Source organism: Devosia lacusdianchii, assembly GCF_022429625.1.
GTDB lineage: Bacteria > Pseudomonadota > Alphaproteobacteria > Rhizobiales > Devosiaceae > Devosia > Devosia lacusdianchii.
On the sequence record NZ_CP092483.1, the window covers coordinates 1,005,867 to 1,021,259 of the forward strand.

Annotated in this window: 10 protein-coding genes; 8 read left to right on the forward strand and 2 right to left on the reverse strand. The window is 62.1% G+C overall.

Going from position 1 to position 15,393, the window contains the following annotated elements:
* Positions 1 to 355: 355 nt before the first annotated feature.
* Together MF606_RS04930 and MF606_RS04935 are read right to left on the reverse strand one after the other, a co-directional pair.
* A complete protein-coding gene (locus tag MF606_RS04930; protein WP_240232555.1) occupies positions 356 to 3,493 on the reverse strand; it encodes an efflux RND transporter permease subunit in 3,138 nt (1,045 codons plus the stop codon).
* A 2-nt stretch (positions 3,494 to 3,495) separates the two neighbouring features.
* Positions 3,496 to 4,761: an efflux RND transporter periplasmic adaptor subunit gene (locus tag MF606_RS04935; protein ID WP_240232556.1), complete on the reverse strand. Its 1,266-nt coding sequence runs from the start codon at positions 4,759 to 4,761 to the stop codon at positions 3,496 to 3,498.
* Between the two features lie 155 nt (positions 4,762 to 4,916).
* Between MF606_RS04935 and MF606_RS04940 the strand changes: the two genes are divergently transcribed.
* The 8 genes from MF606_RS04940 to MF606_RS04975 all read left to right on the forward strand — a co-directional run bounded on the left by MF606_RS04940 (position 4,917) and on the right by MF606_RS04975 (position 15,368).
* The gene (locus tag MF606_RS04940; protein WP_240232558.1) at positions 4,917 to 5,612 is read left to right on the forward strand and encodes a response regulator; all 696 of its coding nucleotides are present in this window, start codon (positions 4,917 to 4,919) and stop codon (positions 5,610 to 5,612) included.
* Positions 5,605 to 6,693, forward strand: coding sequence for a sensor histidine kinase (locus MF606_RS04945; RefSeq protein ID WP_240232563.1), 1,089 nt, complete (start codon positions 5,605 to 5,607; stop codon positions 6,691 to 6,693). Before MF606_RS04940 ends, MF606_RS04945 begins: the two co-directional genes overlap by 8 nt.
* Before the next feature lie 157 nt (positions 6,694 to 6,850).
* Complete coding sequence (gene ytfQ, locus MF606_RS04950; protein ID WP_338084411.1) at positions 6,851 to 7,825, forward strand: galactofuranose ABC transporter, galactofuranose-binding protein YtfQ; 975 nt, start codon at positions 6,851 to 6,853, stop codon at positions 7,823 to 7,825.
* Positions 7,826 to 7,915: 90 nt separating this feature from the next.
* Positions 7,916 to 9,433 (forward strand): sugar ABC transporter ATP-binding protein, encoded by a 1,518-nt coding sequence (locus MF606_RS04955; RefSeq protein ID WP_240232564.1) that lies wholly within the window; start codon positions 7,916 to 7,918, stop codon positions 9,431 to 9,433.
* On the forward strand, positions 9,430 to 10,434 hold the full coding sequence (locus MF606_RS04960; RefSeq protein WP_240232565.1) for an ABC transporter permease: 1,005 nt from the start codon (positions 9,430 to 9,432) through the stop codon (positions 10,432 to 10,434). Before MF606_RS04955 ends, MF606_RS04960 begins: the two co-directional genes overlap by 4 nt.
* Entirely contained in the window at positions 10,431 to 11,408 is a 978-nt protein-coding gene (gene yjfF / locus MF606_RS04965; protein ID WP_240232570.1) for a galactofuranose ABC transporter, permease protein YjfF, read from the forward strand. The genes MF606_RS04960 and yjfF overlap by 4 nt, the downstream gene beginning before the upstream one ends.
* A gap of 1 nt (position 11,409) precedes the next feature.
* Positions 11,410 to 12,147, forward strand: coding sequence for a FadR/GntR family transcriptional regulator (locus MF606_RS04970; protein WP_240232572.1), 738 nt, complete (start codon positions 11,410 to 11,412; stop codon positions 12,145 to 12,147).
* Positions 12,148 to 12,575: 428 nt separating this feature from the next.
* Complete coding sequence (locus tag MF606_RS04975; protein ID WP_240232573.1) at positions 12,576 to 15,368, forward strand: bifunctional aconitate hydratase 2/2-methylisocitrate dehydratase; 2,793 nt, start codon at positions 12,576 to 12,578, stop codon at positions 15,366 to 15,368.
* The last annotated feature ends 25 nt before the right edge of the window (positions 15,369 to 15,393 follow it).

Consider the following 15,393-nt stretch of genomic DNA (forward strand, 5'->3'; position numbering starts at 1 on the left):
ACCACCGCCTCGAAGCTATGGTTTCGACATGGGCCAAGTTGTTCCCGGCTTCCACGCTCAGAAGGCTAGTGCTTTACGACATACGAACGCTACCACGGGCTTGTCCGTGGAATGGTATTTTTTTGTCGCTTTTTGGCTGGATGGCGCTGTTTTGTATCGAGAGGTGATACGTAGTGGGGCCTGGTCCGTCAGGGTGTTGCGGGTTTGAGCGTGCCTGGGCCGAAGAACAGCTTGGTAGTGGACCCGTCGTCCCTCTAAGGCCCGGATGAGGTCCCCCATTTCTCCGCGTTCATCACGTCAGTGCAGAATTGACGCGGCTTCCATGGACGTTCAGTGGAAATCGCTGATCGCGAGGTCAGGCTTCGTGGACTGGAAGGTCACCGCCAGCATCGTGATCGACGGGACGCTTCGGCATGAAGCGCGCCATGATGCGGGCGAAACTGTCGAGATAGGTCAGGATGACCGGCACGACGACGAGGGTTAGCAGCGTCGAACTGATCAGCCCGCCGATCACGGCATGGGCCATCGGTGCGTTCTGACTGCTGCCGTGGTGCAGGTTCAAGGCCAGCGGCAGCATGCCAAGAATCATGGCGAGCGTCGTCATCACGATCGGCCTGAAGCGAACCGCGCCGGCGGTGACGAGGGCGTCGAACAGGTTGATGCCGTCCTTGACCTGCTGGTTGGCATTGTCGACCAGCAGGATTGCGTTCTTCACCACCAGACCCATGAGCATGATGAAACCGATCATCGACATCATGTTGAGCGTCGAGCCGCCGATCAGCAGGCCGGCGATGACACCCACGAGCGAGAGCGGCAGTGAAACCATGATGGCGAGCGGCTGCAGGAAGCTGCCGAACTGCGATGCCAGCACCAGATAGATGAAGATCACCGCCAGCAGCAGCGCCGAAACGGTCGAAGCGCCGGTTTCCGCCAGGTTTTCTGCGTCACCCCCGGTTCCCAGGCGATAGCCCTCGGGAAGATCGAGGCTCGCCGTCAGCGCCGAGATCTGTGCGAAGACGTCCGGCGGTGCGGTACTGGAGAGGTTCGCGTCGATGGTGACGCGCCGATCCAGCCCCTGCCGCAGAATTTCCGCTGGCCCCTCGATGCGGGTGATGTCGGCGACCTGGTTGAGATGAATCAGGCCCCCGGCATTGCCAGGGCCCGGTGCTATCGGAAGACTGTTGAGCGAGGCGACCCGATCGCGCGCCGTTTCATCGACCCGCACGATCATGTCGAAGGTCTTGCCGTCGGGCGCAGTCCACTTGGTGACGGTCTCGCCATTCAGCATGGGCGCGAGGGCGGCGCTGATCTGCTGCGCCGTGACACCAAGGGCGCTGGCGCGCTCGGGATCAATTCTGATGCCGACTATCGGTTGTGCGGGTCGCAGGGAGGATGCCACGTCCACGGCGCCGTCAATGGCCGCAAGGCGCACAGCTACGTCCTCTCCGATCTCTTGCAGGACCGCCAGATCCTGTCCCTGCACGATGATCTGAATGGGCTTGCCGCCGGCGCCAAAGCCGTCGCCCGAGCTGATCACGGCGCTAAGTCCCGGCACCTGCGCCAGCAGCGAACGCACGCTGTCGGTCACGTCCTTGGCGGATGCGGTACGATGGTCCTGCGGCACCAATCGAACCTCGATGCTGGCACTGTTGGCGCCCGCGGCGGCCGCCCCGGCGCTGAGCGTCGTGTAGGTGCGCTCCACTTCCGGCAATTTGCGGATCATGGCCTCCACCTGGGTGGCCTTGGCGGCGGTGTAGTCGAGCGACGAGCCGATCGCGGTCTTCAGCTCCACCCGGAGCGTGCCATTGTCCTGGCTTGGCAGGAACTCGACGCCGACCCGGGGGACGAGCAGGAAGCTGGCGGCAAAAAGCGCCACGGTGGCCACGAGCGTCGCGACGCGGTGCCTGAGGCACCAGCGCAAAACCGCCGTGTATCCGCTAGCGACCCATTCGAAGAACCGGTCGAACTGCTGCACCGTCCGGCCTATCGGACCGCGCTTCGCATTGGGCTCGGCATCTGGGTCGTACCAGACGCTCGACATCATGGGGTCCAGCGTGAAGGCAACGAACAGCGACAGCATCACCGCCACGGAGACGGTGACGCCGAACTGCAGGAAAAACCGTCCCATCATGCCGTCCATAAAGGCGACCGGGAGGAAGACTGCGACGATGGAGAGCGTCGTTGCCAGCACGGCCAGGCCGATCTCCTTGGTGCCTTCCAAGGCCGCCCGACGGTGCCCTTTGCCCATATGGAGGTGTCGGGTGATGTTCTCGCGCACCACGATGGCGTCGTCGATGAGGATGCCCACCGATAGCGACAGGGCCATAAGCGTCATGATGTTGAGGGTGTAGCCCAGGAAATTGAGCGCAACCATGGTTCCGATCAGGGCGATCGGCAGGGTGAGCCCGGTGATGACGGTGGAGCGCCATGAGTTCAGGAACAAGAAGACGATCACCACCGAGAGGATAGCGCCTTCCAACAGCATGTTCTGTACGGCCGACAGAGACTCCTCCACCGGCGTCGCGTCATTGGCGATGACATCCACGCTGACGTCTTGGGGGAGAACGTCACCCGATAGATTGGCCACGATCTGCTGGATATCGCGCGCCACCTGCACCGTATTGGCGCCCTGCACCTTGAGAACGTCTATGGCCAATGCCCGCTCGCCGTTGAGATACGCCAGGCTGATAGGCTCCGAAACGCCTTCGGACACGCGGGCGACGTCTGCCAGATAAACCGGCTGCCCACCTTGCCGGGTCACGATGATACGGGAAAACCCTTCGATACTCTCGATCTTGCCCTGGACCTGGATGGACTGCACCGTCGTGCCTTCCTTGATCGAGCCGGCCGGCAAATCGGCGTTGTTCGCCGCTATGGCGCTCATGACGTCGCTCATGCCGACGGCATAGGCTTCCATGCGCTGGGGATCGACGGTGACCTGGATTTGGCTCGGCACGCCGCCCACCATGGTCACAGCGCCCACGCCGGCGACGTTTCGCAGCCGGTTGACCATGCGGTCCCGCGCCATGGTGGTGAGCTCTTGCAATGACCGGCTCGACGAGCTTACGGCCAGCGAGATGATCGGTGTGGACGAAGGGTCGTAGCTGAACACTTCAGGCTTGCGTGCTGCCTTGGGCAGGCTCCCCTCGATGCCGGCCAGGCGGTCGCGTACACCTTGCATGGCGGTGGCGGAGTTCACCTGCAACTTGAATTGGATGAGGACCATGGCCGAGCCCGGTTGGGCCGTCGACTGGATCTTATCGAGACCACTGATGGTCGACATCGCATCTTCGATGGGCTTGACGATGTCGGTCTCGACGGCCTGCGGCGACGTACCCGGATAGCTGACGACCACGGCGACGATCGGAATATCGGTATTGGGCATCTGCTCGATGGGCAGGCGCTGGAAGGAGTAAATGCCGAAAACGACCAACGCCACCATGAGCATGGTGGCAAAGACCGGATGGTTGACGCTGATGCGGGTGAGAAACATGCCTATATCTCCGCCACGCTGACCGGGGCGCCGGGAGCGAGGTCCTTGAGGGGTGCCGAAACGATCCGGTCACCGGCGCGGAGGCCGTCGAGCACCTGGACCATGCTGTTCGCCTGCCAGGTGCGTCCCGGGGCTACGGCCTGCCGCTCCAGCCGCCCCTCGACAATCTTGAGGACGAAAGCGCCTGCCTGGTCCTCGCGGATCGCTGCGGTGGGCACCGCCAGCGCCGCCTCGGCCGACTCCAATACGATCTGGCCGGTGGCGAACATGCCGCCGCGCAAATCGCCTTCGGGATTCTCGACGACGATAGAGATGGGCGTATTGCGGGTTCCGGCTGATGTCGTCGGGCTCACGCCCTCGACATGTCCCGAAAATCGACTATTTGCCGACATTCCATCGATGGTGAAGGTTACGGTTTGGCCGGACGCCACCAGCCTGCTGCTGCTGACCGGAACGACGGCTGCCATGGACATGGTAGCCAGATCTACGATCTGGATCAGGTTGGCGCCGTTGGCAACGATCTGGCCGGGCTCCACGTCGCGCGAAGCCACGATACCGTCGAATGGCGCAACGACTGTGGCGTTGCGCACCGCAATCTCCGCCGCCGCCACGGAGGCTTCTTGCGCGGCCAGGTTCGCGCGCTGGACTTCGAGATTGCGACGGTCGGTCTCCAGGGTAGCCGCCGTTGCGATCCCGCGCTCTGCCAGACGGGTGGAACGATCGAGCTGGCTCTCGGCCAAGGCCAACTGCGCCCGATTGGCGGCGAGCGTGCCGCGCTGCTGTTCGAGCTGGGCCCGCAACGTCTCGATATCGATCTGCACCAGAACATCGCCCTGCCGCACGCGATCGCCGAGCCGCACATTCACAACCTTCAGGGTGCCGGCCACGCCCGCGGTGAGCTGCACCTGCCGGCGCGGAGACAGCGGGCCGCTGACGCGCAGCGTCTCCTGCAAGGTCTTGGGTACGATGGTCGTCACATCGAGCGGATGTATCAGCATCGTGGTCGGCGCCGTCTGGTCGGTGGAAACAGTCACTCCCGCCGCTTCCAGCAGCGGTTCGTCACCCGTGAGCACAACAGCGCCGACCGCTAGTGCTCCGGCGGCGATGATAAGGAACCAGAGCCATTTTCGCGGACGAGACTCCAGGCCGGCGGCCTTGAGTACGGCCCGGCGCCTTTCCCGCGTTGTCAGGGCCCAGTCCGGTTTGGCGGATGGTTCGCGCCCGCCGTGCTCGCTGACGGCCGGTAGTGGTGTCGGTTTGCCGGACATATGGCGCTCCCAAGATAATGGGCGCTTCTTGCCGTAGCTTTGTCGACGCTTCATCCAGAGTTTGTGCAGGTTTCGTGCAGACCCGGCGCGAGCCATTTACGCAGTGAGCGGAGATGCTATGTCATGCCGCAAACGCATGGATTGGAGGGACAAGCATGCAGAATGCCCTGGTCCTCATAGTCGAGGACGAGATGGAGATCGCCGAAATCCTCCAGGCCTATCTGTCCAAGGAAGGGTTCCGCACGATCAGTGCAGGCGACGGCAGCATTGGGTTGGCGCATTTCCAGCGGGTGAAACCGGATTTGGTGATCCTCGACGTGAAGCTGCCTGGCGCCGATGGGTTCGAAATCCTGAACTGGATACGCCAGCGCGGCGATACGCCGGTGATCATGATCACCGCCCTGGGCGAGGACCTGGACAAGCTCCATGCCCTGCGGCTCGGTGCCGATGACTATGTGGTCAAACCCTTCAACCCGCTGGAAGTCGTGGCGCGCGCCAAGGCTGTGCTGCGCCGCACCATGGGCCAGACACAGGAACCGGTTCTTCGCGTGGGGACGCTGGTCGTGGATCCCTCGGCGTATCAGGCCTATCTGTCCCTCCCGGACGGCACCGTCATGTTGCAACTTACGCGCACCGAGTTTCGGCTACTGGAGCATATGGCCCGCTCGCCGCGCCGCGCCTTCGAACGCAGTGAACTCGTGGATGCCTGTCTGCCCGAGGGCGATGCGCTCGATCGAACCGTGGACAGTCACATGAGCAATTTGCGTCGCAAGCTGGCGGCGGCTGGCGCGCCTGAACTGCTGACGGGAGTGAGGGGCATCGGATATCGGTTGGGGCTCGGCAATGGGTAAGGCTGCTGGGCTGAACCGTCAGGTCATCGTCATCATGGGGCTGGTCCTGGTCGGGTCCTTCATCGTCACGATGGGCGGGTCATACGCCATCTACGAGATCGTCTGGCGACTATGGCCCTGGGCCATCGACATGGACGGTTTGGGCACGCTGGACTATCTCGTCTTGGCTGTGCTGCTCGCCATCGGCTTGTTGATCGCGTGCCTAGCCGGATGGCGGTTGGCACAGCGCCTCAGCCGACCGCTTGAGGCTGTCGCCGTGGCGGCCCGCGCCGTCTCCTCGGGCGATCTGGGCGCCAGGGCTGTTTGGCATGGCAAGGGCTTCGGAGAAACCGACACGCTCATTGCCGACTTCAACCTGATGGCCGACCAGCTAGAACGGTCCGAGGCAGAATTGCAGTATTCCAATTCGGCCATAGCCCATGAGCTTCGGACGCCACTGACCGTGCTGCGTGGCCGGCTGCAGGGTTTGGCGGACGGCGTGTTTGAGCCCAGTCCGGAACTCTATCGTAGCTTGACCAGTCAGGTGGAAGACCTCTCGCGCCTGGTCGACGACCTGCGAACGCTGGGGCTGTTTTCCGCCGGCCACCTCGATCTGCATCTCGTGCGCACCGACCTTGCCGTCGAGGCCGCCAGGGTCGTCGACATGATCGCCCCGGACCTTATCGATGCGGGATTTCAGATCGAGTGCAAGCTGGCGCCTGTCATGGTCCGGATCGATGCGGCACGCGTGCGCCAGGCCCTTTTGGCGGTTCTCGACAATGCGCGCCGTTACGGCGGCCGGGGCATCGTCGTCATTGAAACCAGTGCGATGAACGCGCAGGCGGTGCTGAGTTGCACGGATTTCGGCTCCGGGCTGCCACGCGGGCAGGAGCATCGCGTGTTCGAACGCTTCTGGCGCGGCGACGATTCACGCTCGCGCGCCGGCGGTGGCTCTGGCCTGGGGCTTGCCGTCGTTCGTGCCATAGCGCGTGCTCACGGCGGCGAGGCCCGTGCCTGGTCCCGCCCTGGGCAAGGCACGCGAATTGAGATCGTGCTTCCTGAAGCGGAGGACGACGAAGCCAAGGTTGGGTGCGGCCAATAGAAACTTGCGCTGCACAGTGGCCCAGCAGCGCGGACATGGCCACCAAACGGTCAATTCAGCGCCGCTCCATTCCTACTTTACATATAATAGTACTTTATGTAGCGTCCCCTCATCGTCGCAGGTGAACACGCCGCGACGGCCACATTGGGAGGACATCGTGACCATTATTTCCAAGCTCGCCATCGCGGCGAGCCTCGCTACCGCTTTGACTTCCGTCAGCATGGCGCAGGAAAACCTGCAGGGGCTGACCATAGGCTTCAGCCAGATCGGTTCTGAATCGGGCTGGCGTGCTGCGGAGACGTCGGTGACCAAGCAGCAGGCCGAAGCTCTGGGCATCGACCTCAAATTCGCCGACGCGCAGCAGAAGCAGGAGAACCAGATCAAGGCCATTCGCGGTTTCATCGCGCAGGGTGTCGACGCGATCCTGGTCGCGCCGGTGGTCGCCACCGGTTGGGAGGACGTGCTGACCGAAGCCAAGGAAGCCGAAATCCCGGTCATGCTGCTCGACCGCGGCGTCGATGCGCCAGAGGACCTTTACTTGACGTCCGTTGCATCGGACCAGGTACTCGAAGGCCGCGTTGCTGGCGAGTGGCTCGTCGCCGAGGTTGGTGATGCTGACTGCAAGATCGTCGAGCTGCAGGGCACGGTCGGCTCGACGCCGGCGATCAACCGCAAGCAGGGCTTTGAAGAGGCGATTGCCGGCCACGCCAACCTCGTCATCGCCCGCAGCCAGACCGGCGACTTCACCCGCGCTAAGGGCAAGGAAGTAATGGAGGGCTTCATCAAGGCTGAAAACGGCGGCGCCGATATTTGCGCCGTCTATGCTCATAATGACGACATGGCCGTCGGCGCTATCCAAGCAATCAAGGATGCGGGCCTCAAGCCTGGTGTCGACATCAAGGTTGTGTCGATCGACGGCGTTCCGGACATTTTCGCAGCCATGGTCGCCGGGGAAGCAAATGCTACCGTCGAGCTGACGCCGAACATGGCCGGCCCCGCCTTCCAGGCGCTCTCGGCATTTCTCGCTGATGGCACCGAGCCGGAGAAGTTCATCATCACCGAGTCCAAGCTCTATACGCCCGCTGACAACCCGCAGGGCGAATATGACACTCGCAAGGCTCTGGGCTACTAGTTAGCGGGACCCATACCAGCCATGGTGTCATCCTGGCGAAGCCGGGGTGACATCGCTGGCGGGGTTGCGACGGCTTAGGGGGAGGCTGGCATGCAGGACAATCAATATGTGCTCGAAGCGCGCGGCGTCACCAAGATCTTTGGCAACCACGTTGCGCTCGACAATGTCGACTTCGGCCTCGGGGCGGGTGAAGTACACGCTCTTCTCGGCGAAAACGGCGCCGGCAAATCCACGCTCATCAAGATTCTGACCGGTGCTTACCAGCCCGATGGCGGCGGCGTCTACGCTAATGGCGTGCAGATCTCGCTGGATAATCCCCTCCACGCGCAGGCTTTCGGCATCGGCACCGTCTATCAGGAGGTCAACCTCCTGCCCAATCGATCGGTGGCAGAAAACCTCTTCCTCGGCCACCAGCCGCTACGCTTTGGCTTCGTCGACGTGCGCAAGATGGAAGCGGACGCGAAAGTGCTGCTGGCCAATTATGACCTCAAAATCGATCCGTCGAGCGAGTTGGGCAGCCACTCTGTGGCCGTTCAGCAGATTGTCGCCATCGCCCGCGCCGTGCAATTGTCAGGCAAGGTGCTGATCCTTGACGAGCCAACTGCGAGCCTCGACCGCAACGAGGTCGAGCGTCTGTTCGAGGTAATTCGCGGCCTCAAGGCCAAAGGCCTCGCCATCATCTTTATCACCCATTTCCTCGATCAGGTCTTCGCCATTTCCGACCGCGTCACCGTGCTGCGCAATGGTCGCCTGATTGAGACCCGTACGCTTGATGCCCTCACCCGTACCGACGTGGTGCGGCTGATGCTGGGCAAGGACATTGCCTTCTCTGGCGCGACCGACATCGAGCCGAGCGATGCGCCCAGCGATGTCCTGCTCGAATTTCGCGGTTATGGCCGCAAACGCAGCGTGTTGCCATTCGATCTAACGATCCACAAGGGCGAGGTCGTCGGCGTTGCCGGCCTGCTCGGCTCGGGCCGTACCGAGGTCGCTCGGATCATGTTTGGCGCAGACCCCTCCGATCAGGGGACAGTCAGCGTGAGAGGCCAACCCTCCGCTATCCGCCGCACCACCGACGCCATCAAGCATGGATTTGGCTTTTGCCCCGAGGATCGCAAGGCCGAGGGCATTCTGGGCGACCTAAGCGTGCGCGAAAACATCGTCATTGCCCTGCAGGGCAAGCTCGGCTGGTTCAAGGCGCTCAACCGCGACGAACAACTCGAGATTGCGGGCGAATTCGGGGAGGCCATGGATATCCGGGCCGCCTCGCTCGATATGCCCGTCAAACTGCTGTCAGGCGGCAACCAACAAAAGGTCATCCTGTCGCGCTGGCTCGCGACCGATCCGGCCTTTCTCATTCTCGATGAGCCGACGCGCGGCATCGATGTCGGCGCCCACGCCGAGATCGTGCGCACCATCAATCGCCTGCGCGACGAAGGCATGGCCATGCTGGTCATTTCCTCCGAGCTCGACGAGGTCGTCGCCTACAGCTCGCGCATCGTGGTGATGCGCGACCGCGAAATGGTTGCCGAGCTGCGTGGCAAGAACATCAATCCCGGCATCATCGTCCAGGCGATCGCCAATAACCCAGACGAGGCCGTCGCATGAAGCGGCTCCATCTCGAGCGGCTCGCCAATCCGCAATTGCTAGCGCTGGTCGCCGTTCTGCTGATCAACTGGGCCCTTTTTCCGAACTTCTTCCGCATCTCCTGGCAGGATGGGCGGCTCTTCGGCAGCGCCATCGACGTCATCAATCGCGGCGCTCCGGTGGCAATCCTCGCCATCGGCATGACCGGCGTCATTGCAACGAAAGGCGTCGACCTGTCGGTGGGCGCCATCATGGCGGTTTGTGGCGCGGTGGCCGCGACCATGGTCGTGGCGGGTTACCCAACCCCCATTGCGGTGGTCGCGGCACTGCTGGTCGGCTTGACCTGCGGGCTTTGGAACGGCTTCCTCGTCGCCGTGCTAGACATCCAGCCCATCGTCGCCACGCTGGTGCTGATGGTGGCCGGGCGCGGCATCGCCCAACTCATCACCGAAGGCTCGATCGTCACCTTCAACGATCCCGCCCTGATCTTCATCGGCACCGGCTCGTTCCTGGGCTTTCCCATGGCCGCGGTGATCGCGCTGGTGCTGATGATCCTTGTGACGCTCCTGGTGCGGCGCACGGCCATCGGCCTTTTTATCCAGGCAATCGGCGTCAACCGCTCGGCCGCTTCGCTGGCTGGAATTCACAGCCGCATGCTGCTGATGCTGGTCTATGCGCTTTCCGGGTTCTGCGCGGCCATAGCCGGCATCGTCGTGGCAGCCGACATTCGCGGCGCCGATGCCAACAATTCGGGCCTGTGGCTCGAACTCGACGCCATCCTCGCGGTGGTTATCGGCGGCACGTCGCTGCTGGGCGGCAAATTCTCGATCCCACTGGCCGTCGTCGGCGCGTTGATCATTCAGGCAATGAATACCGGCATTCTGGTCTCCGGTTTCCGGCCGGAATTCAACCTCATCGTCAAGGCTGGCATGATCATCCTAATCCTGATGCTGCAATCGCCGCTGGTCGGCAACGCGGCCGGCTTCTTCAAGCGCGATACGAGGCGGGCAGCACCGAAATGAAACGCAGTCTTCGCCCGCTCGCTGCCACCGCCGTCATTTTCATCATCGCCTATGCCCTCAGCGTCATGCAATTCCCGGGCATGCTTTCGACCAGGGTGCTGGGCAATTTTCTGACCGACAACGCCTTTCTGGGTATTGCCGCAGTCGGGATGACCTTCGTCATCATTTCCGGTGGTATCGACCTGTCGGTCGGCGCTGTCATCGGCTTTACCGGCGTGCTGGTGGCGGTTCTTATCTCTTGGCTGGGTTTTCACCCGCTGGCCGCCTTCGCGATCGCATTGGGTGTCGCGGCCATATTCGGCGCAGCCATGGGCGCTGCCATTCACTATCTCCAGGTGCCTAGTTTCATTGTCACCCTTGCCGGTATGTTCCTCGCTCGCGGCGGCGCGTCGGTCATCACTCAGGATTCGGTGCCAATCAACCACGACTTCTACAGCGCCATTTCCGATCTCATCATCCGGCTGCCCGGGGGCGGGCGGCTGAGCTTTATCGGCTTGTTGATGGTGGCCATCTTTCTGCTGGGGGCCTTGTTGGCGCATCGCACCCGCTTTGGCTCATACGTCTACGCGCTGGGGGGTAACCCTGTTTCCGCATCGCTGATGGGCGTGCCGGTGGCGCGTACCACGGTACAGATTTACACGCTGTCGAGCGTGCTGGCCGCCCTGGCCGGCATCGTCTTTTCGCTCTACACCTCGGCGGGCTATCCGCTTGCGGCGGTGGGCGTGGAACTAGACGCAATCAGCGCCGTCGTCATCGGAGGCACGCTGCTCACCGGCGGCTACGGCTTCGTCCTGGGCACTTTTGTCGGCGTCATGCTGCTTGGTCTCGTCCAGACCTACATCATCTTTGATGGTACGCTATCGAGTTGGTGGACCAAGATCGTGATTGGCATACTGCTATTCTTGTTCATCGTCTTGCAGCGCATCATATTCGCGGCCTCCGCTTCCGGAGAAGAATCGCCCGAGAAAGCTTAGTATGATCGAAGCAGGCAGCCTCATTCGCTCACTCTCCGGGCGACCCGCTGCACGGAATTTCCATACCTTCGTCATCAACGAAATCGGCCTTGGCATCGTCACGGGCCGATTTCCCGTTGGCTCCATTCTCGCCAGCGACGCCGTCATGATGGAAACATATGGCGTATCGCGCACCGTGCTGCGCGAGGCGCTCAAGACGCTTGAGTCCAAGGGGATGGTCGAGGCGCGGCCAAAAGTCGGTACGCGCGTTTCGCCCGTCAGCCGCTGGAATTTCTTCGATCCGCAGGTTCTGTCCTGGCACTTTTATGCCAAGCCGGATCGCCGTTTTTACGAAAGCCTGTTCGATACGCGGCGGGCCTTGGAGCTTCGCGCCGTCGACCTGGCAAGTCAGCGCCGCACGGCCGAACATGTTCGCGCAATGAAGTACTGGCTGCACCAGATGGACATTGCCCAGCACAGTCCGGAAGGTCATGGCCTGGCAAGCCTGGAAATCCATCGCGCCATCGCCGAAAGTTCCGGCAACAGCTTGCTACGATCGGTGACCGGCATCGTCGAACTAACCCTGGCCTTGGCGCTCAAGTCGCTGGGCGGCGCTGGAGAGCATGACTATTTCCGGCAATCACTTCGGGCTCACACCTCGCTCCTGACCGCCATCGAGGGCAGTGCCGCGACGGACGCCGAAAGTGCCGTCACGAGCATCATCAGCCTGGACTACACCTTGGCCATGCAACTGGTTTGAGCATGAACGACCAGCGAAATAAAGCCGATGGGCCCCGAGGCGGCCGTCACCGTTGCGGTCAGTGCCACGCCCACCACGGCAAGGCCGAGGCGCGGCGTCTGGGCCCCGAAGAGTCAATGACTTTGTCAATCATGTTTGCTATTTGTCGCTAGCAATCGGGACGGCCGTCGATCGTCTCGCCGGATAGGTTGCACGGAGATAGGCTACTAGAAACGACCTTGGCCACGGTTTCCAATTCGACAAGTTCGAGCGTTGCTATTCTTCGACCGGCCCTTGCTGAATCGAAAGTACTTTTTTTCATTGAATGCGGTATCTTCCTCGCAGGTCCGGGTGGACGTGCTCGGAACGCCAGAGCCCCCGGCCGAGAAGAACTGCACCATTGCTGGCGCTGCTATAAAGCGCCGCATCCCCATTATGTTGAGATGATGATGACCCTCTACTCCGATTACCTGGCCGAAATCAAAAGCAGAGAAAATCAAGGGCTCGCACCCAAGCCCATCGATGCCGGCGGCCTCACCGGAGAGATCATTGCGATCATCCGCGATGCGAGCAATCCGCAGCGCGCCGATGCGCTCAAGTTCTTCATCTACAACACGCTGCCCGGCACCACGCCCGCCGCTTCGGTCAAGGCGGCCTTCCTCAAGCAGATCGTCGAAGGCGAGACCGTGGTTCCCGAGATCACGCCGGCCTTTGCCCTCGAATTGCTGTCGCATATGAAGGGCGGTCCGTCGGTGGAGGTGTTGCTCGATATCGCCCTCGGCGAGGACGCCGCGGTTGCCTCACAGGCAGGCGAGGTGCTCAAGACCCAGGTCTTCCTCTACGACGCCGACATGTTCCGGCTGCGCGATGCCTATAAGGCCGGCAATGCCGTGGCTAAGGGCGTGCTCGAAAGCTACGCCAAGGCCGAGTTCTTCACCAAGCTTCCCGATGTCGAGGACGAGATCAAGGTTGTGACCTATATCGCCGCCGAAGGCGATATCTCGACCGACCTGCTGTCGCCCGGCAATCAGGCGCATTCCCGCTCGGATCGTGAACTGCACGGCCAGTGCATGATGACACCCGAGGCACAGCGGGAAATCGTGGCACTGCAGAAGCAGCACCCCGACAAGCGCGTCATGATGATCGCCGAAAAAGGCACGATGGGCGTGGGCTCCTCGCGCATGTCCGGTGTCAACAACGTGGCGCTGTGGACCGGCAAGCGGTCCAGCCCTTATGTACCCTTCGTCAACTACGCCCCTGTTGTCGCCGGCACCAACGGCATTTCGCCAATCTTTGCCACGACGGTCGACGTGACCGGCGGCATCGGCCTCAATCTCAAGAACTGGGTCAAGAAGCTCGGGGAGGACGGCAAGCCGATCCTCAACAATGAGGGCAACCCTGTTCTCGAGCAGAAATACTCGGTGGAGACCGGCACGGTCCTCAAGATCGACACCAAGACCAAGAAGCTGCGCGACGCTGACGGCAAGGAGCTCGTGGATATCGCCTCGGCCTTCACGCCGCAGAAGGCCGAATTCATGAAGGCGGGTAGCTCCTACGCCATCGTCTTCGGCAAGAAGCTGCAGACCTTTGCCGCCCAAACCCTGGGCGTCGAACCGACCCCGGTTTTCGCCCCGAACAAGGAAATTACCGTCGAGGGCCAAGGCCTGACGGCGGTCGAGAAGATATTCAACCGAAATGCGGTCGGCGTTACGCCGGGCAAGGTGCTGCATGCCGGCTCGGACGTCCGCGTCACCGTGAATATCGTCGGTTCGCAGGATACGACAGGCCTGATGACGGCGCAGGAGCTCGAGGCGATGGCGGCCACCGTCATCTCGCCACTCGTCGACGGCGCTTATCAGTCGGGCTGCCACACAGCCTCGGTCTGGGACAAAAAGGCCCAGGCCAATATCCCGAAGCTCATGGCCTTCATGAACAATTTCGGCGTCATCACCGCCCGCGACCCGGTGGGCCAGTATCACGCGATGACCGACGTGATCCACAAGGTGCTCAACGACATCACCGTGGATGATTGGGACATCATCATCGGTGGTGACTCGCACACCCGCATGTCCAAGGGCGTGGCCTTTGGCGCCGATAGCGGCACCGTGGCGCTGGCGCTGGCGACCGGCGAAGCCACCATGCCGATCCCGCAATCGGTCAAGGTGACCTTCAAAGGCAAGATGCAGCCGCATATGGACTTCCGCGACGTGGTCCACGCCACCCAGGCGCAAATGCTGCAGCAGCACGGCGACAACGTCTTCCAGGGCCGCATCATCGAGGTCCATATCGGCACTTTGCTCGCCGACCAGGCCTTCACCTTCACCGACTGGACGGCCGAAATGAAAGCCAAGGCGTCGATCTGTATCTCGGAAGACGAGACGCTGATCGAATCCCTCGAAATCGCCAAGTCGCGCATGCAGATCATGATCGATAAGGGCATGGACAACGCCGCCCAGACGCTGAAAGGCCTGATCGCGAAGGCCGACCGCCGCATCGCTGAAATCCGCTCGGGCGAAAAGCCGGCGCTGACGCCCGACGCCAATGCGAAGTACTTCGCCGAGGTGGTGGTCGATCTCGACGTCATCGATGAGCCGATGATCGCTGACCCCGACGTCAACAATTCCGACGTCTCCAGGCGCTACACGCACGATACGATCCGCCCGGTCTCCTATTACGGCGGCGCCAAGAAGGTGGACCTCGGCTTCGTCGGCTCCTGCATGGTGCACAAGGGCGACATGAAGATCGTCGCGCAAATGCTCAAGAATATCGAGAAGGCCGAGGGCAAGGTCGAGTTTAAGGCGCCATTGGTGGTCGCCGCGCCGACCTACAACATCATCGATGAGCTGAAGGCCGAAGGTGATTGGGAAATCCTGCAGAAATATTCGGGGTTCGAGTTCGATGACCTGAAACCCAAGACCACCACCCGCACCGAATACGAGAACATCCTGTACCTGGAGCGCCCAGGCTGCAATCTTTGCATGGGCAACCAGGAGAAGGCAGAGAAGGGCGACACCGTTCTGGCGACCTCGACCCGTCTCTTTCAGGGCCGTGTTGTTGAGGATACCCCGGAAAAGAAAGGCGAGTCCTTGCTGGCCTCGACCCCGGTCGTTGTGCTGTCGGCTATCCTCGGTCGTACGCCGAGCGCTCAGGAATACAAGGACGCGGTCATCGGGATAGACCTGACCAAGTTCGCTCCGCCGACCTCGTCGAACCCGATCGACTCAAAGTCGGTCCACTTTTAGCGCCGCGCCTCGCTGGCAGCGGGCG

Excerpts from the sequence above, each read along its gene's own strand:
- MF606_RS04930 (WP_240232555.1), bottom strand. The coding sequence starts at position 3,493 with ATGTTTCTCACCCGCATCAGCGTCAACCATCCGGTCTTTGCCACCATG.
- MF606_RS04935 (WP_240232556.1), bottom strand. The coding sequence starts at position 4,761 with ATGTCCGGCAAACCGACACCACTACCGGCCGTCAGCGAGCACGGCGGG.
- MF606_RS04940 (WP_240232558.1), top strand. The coding sequence starts at position 4,917 with ATGCAGAATGCCCTGGTCCTCATAGTCGAGGACGAGATGGAGATCGCC.
- MF606_RS04945 (WP_240232563.1), top strand. The coding sequence starts at position 5,605 with ATGGGTAAGGCTGCTGGGCTGAACCGTCAGGTCATCGTCATCATGGGG.
- MF606_RS04955 (WP_240232564.1), top strand. The coding sequence starts at position 7,916 with ATGCAGGACAATCAATATGTGCTCGAAGCGCGCGGCGTCACCAAGATC.
- MF606_RS04960 (WP_240232565.1), top strand. The coding sequence starts at position 9,430 with ATGAAGCGGCTCCATCTCGAGCGGCTCGCCAATCCGCAATTGCTAGCG.
- yjfF (WP_240232570.1), top strand. The coding sequence starts at position 10,431 with ATGAAACGCAGTCTTCGCCCGCTCGCTGCCACCGCCGTCATTTTCATC.
- MF606_RS04970 (WP_240232572.1), top strand. The coding sequence starts at position 11,410 with ATGATCGAAGCAGGCAGCCTCATTCGCTCACTCTCCGGGCGACCCGCT.
- MF606_RS04975 (WP_240232573.1), top strand. The coding sequence starts at position 12,576 with ATGACCCTCTACTCCGATTACCTGGCCGAAATCAAAAGCAGAGAAAAT.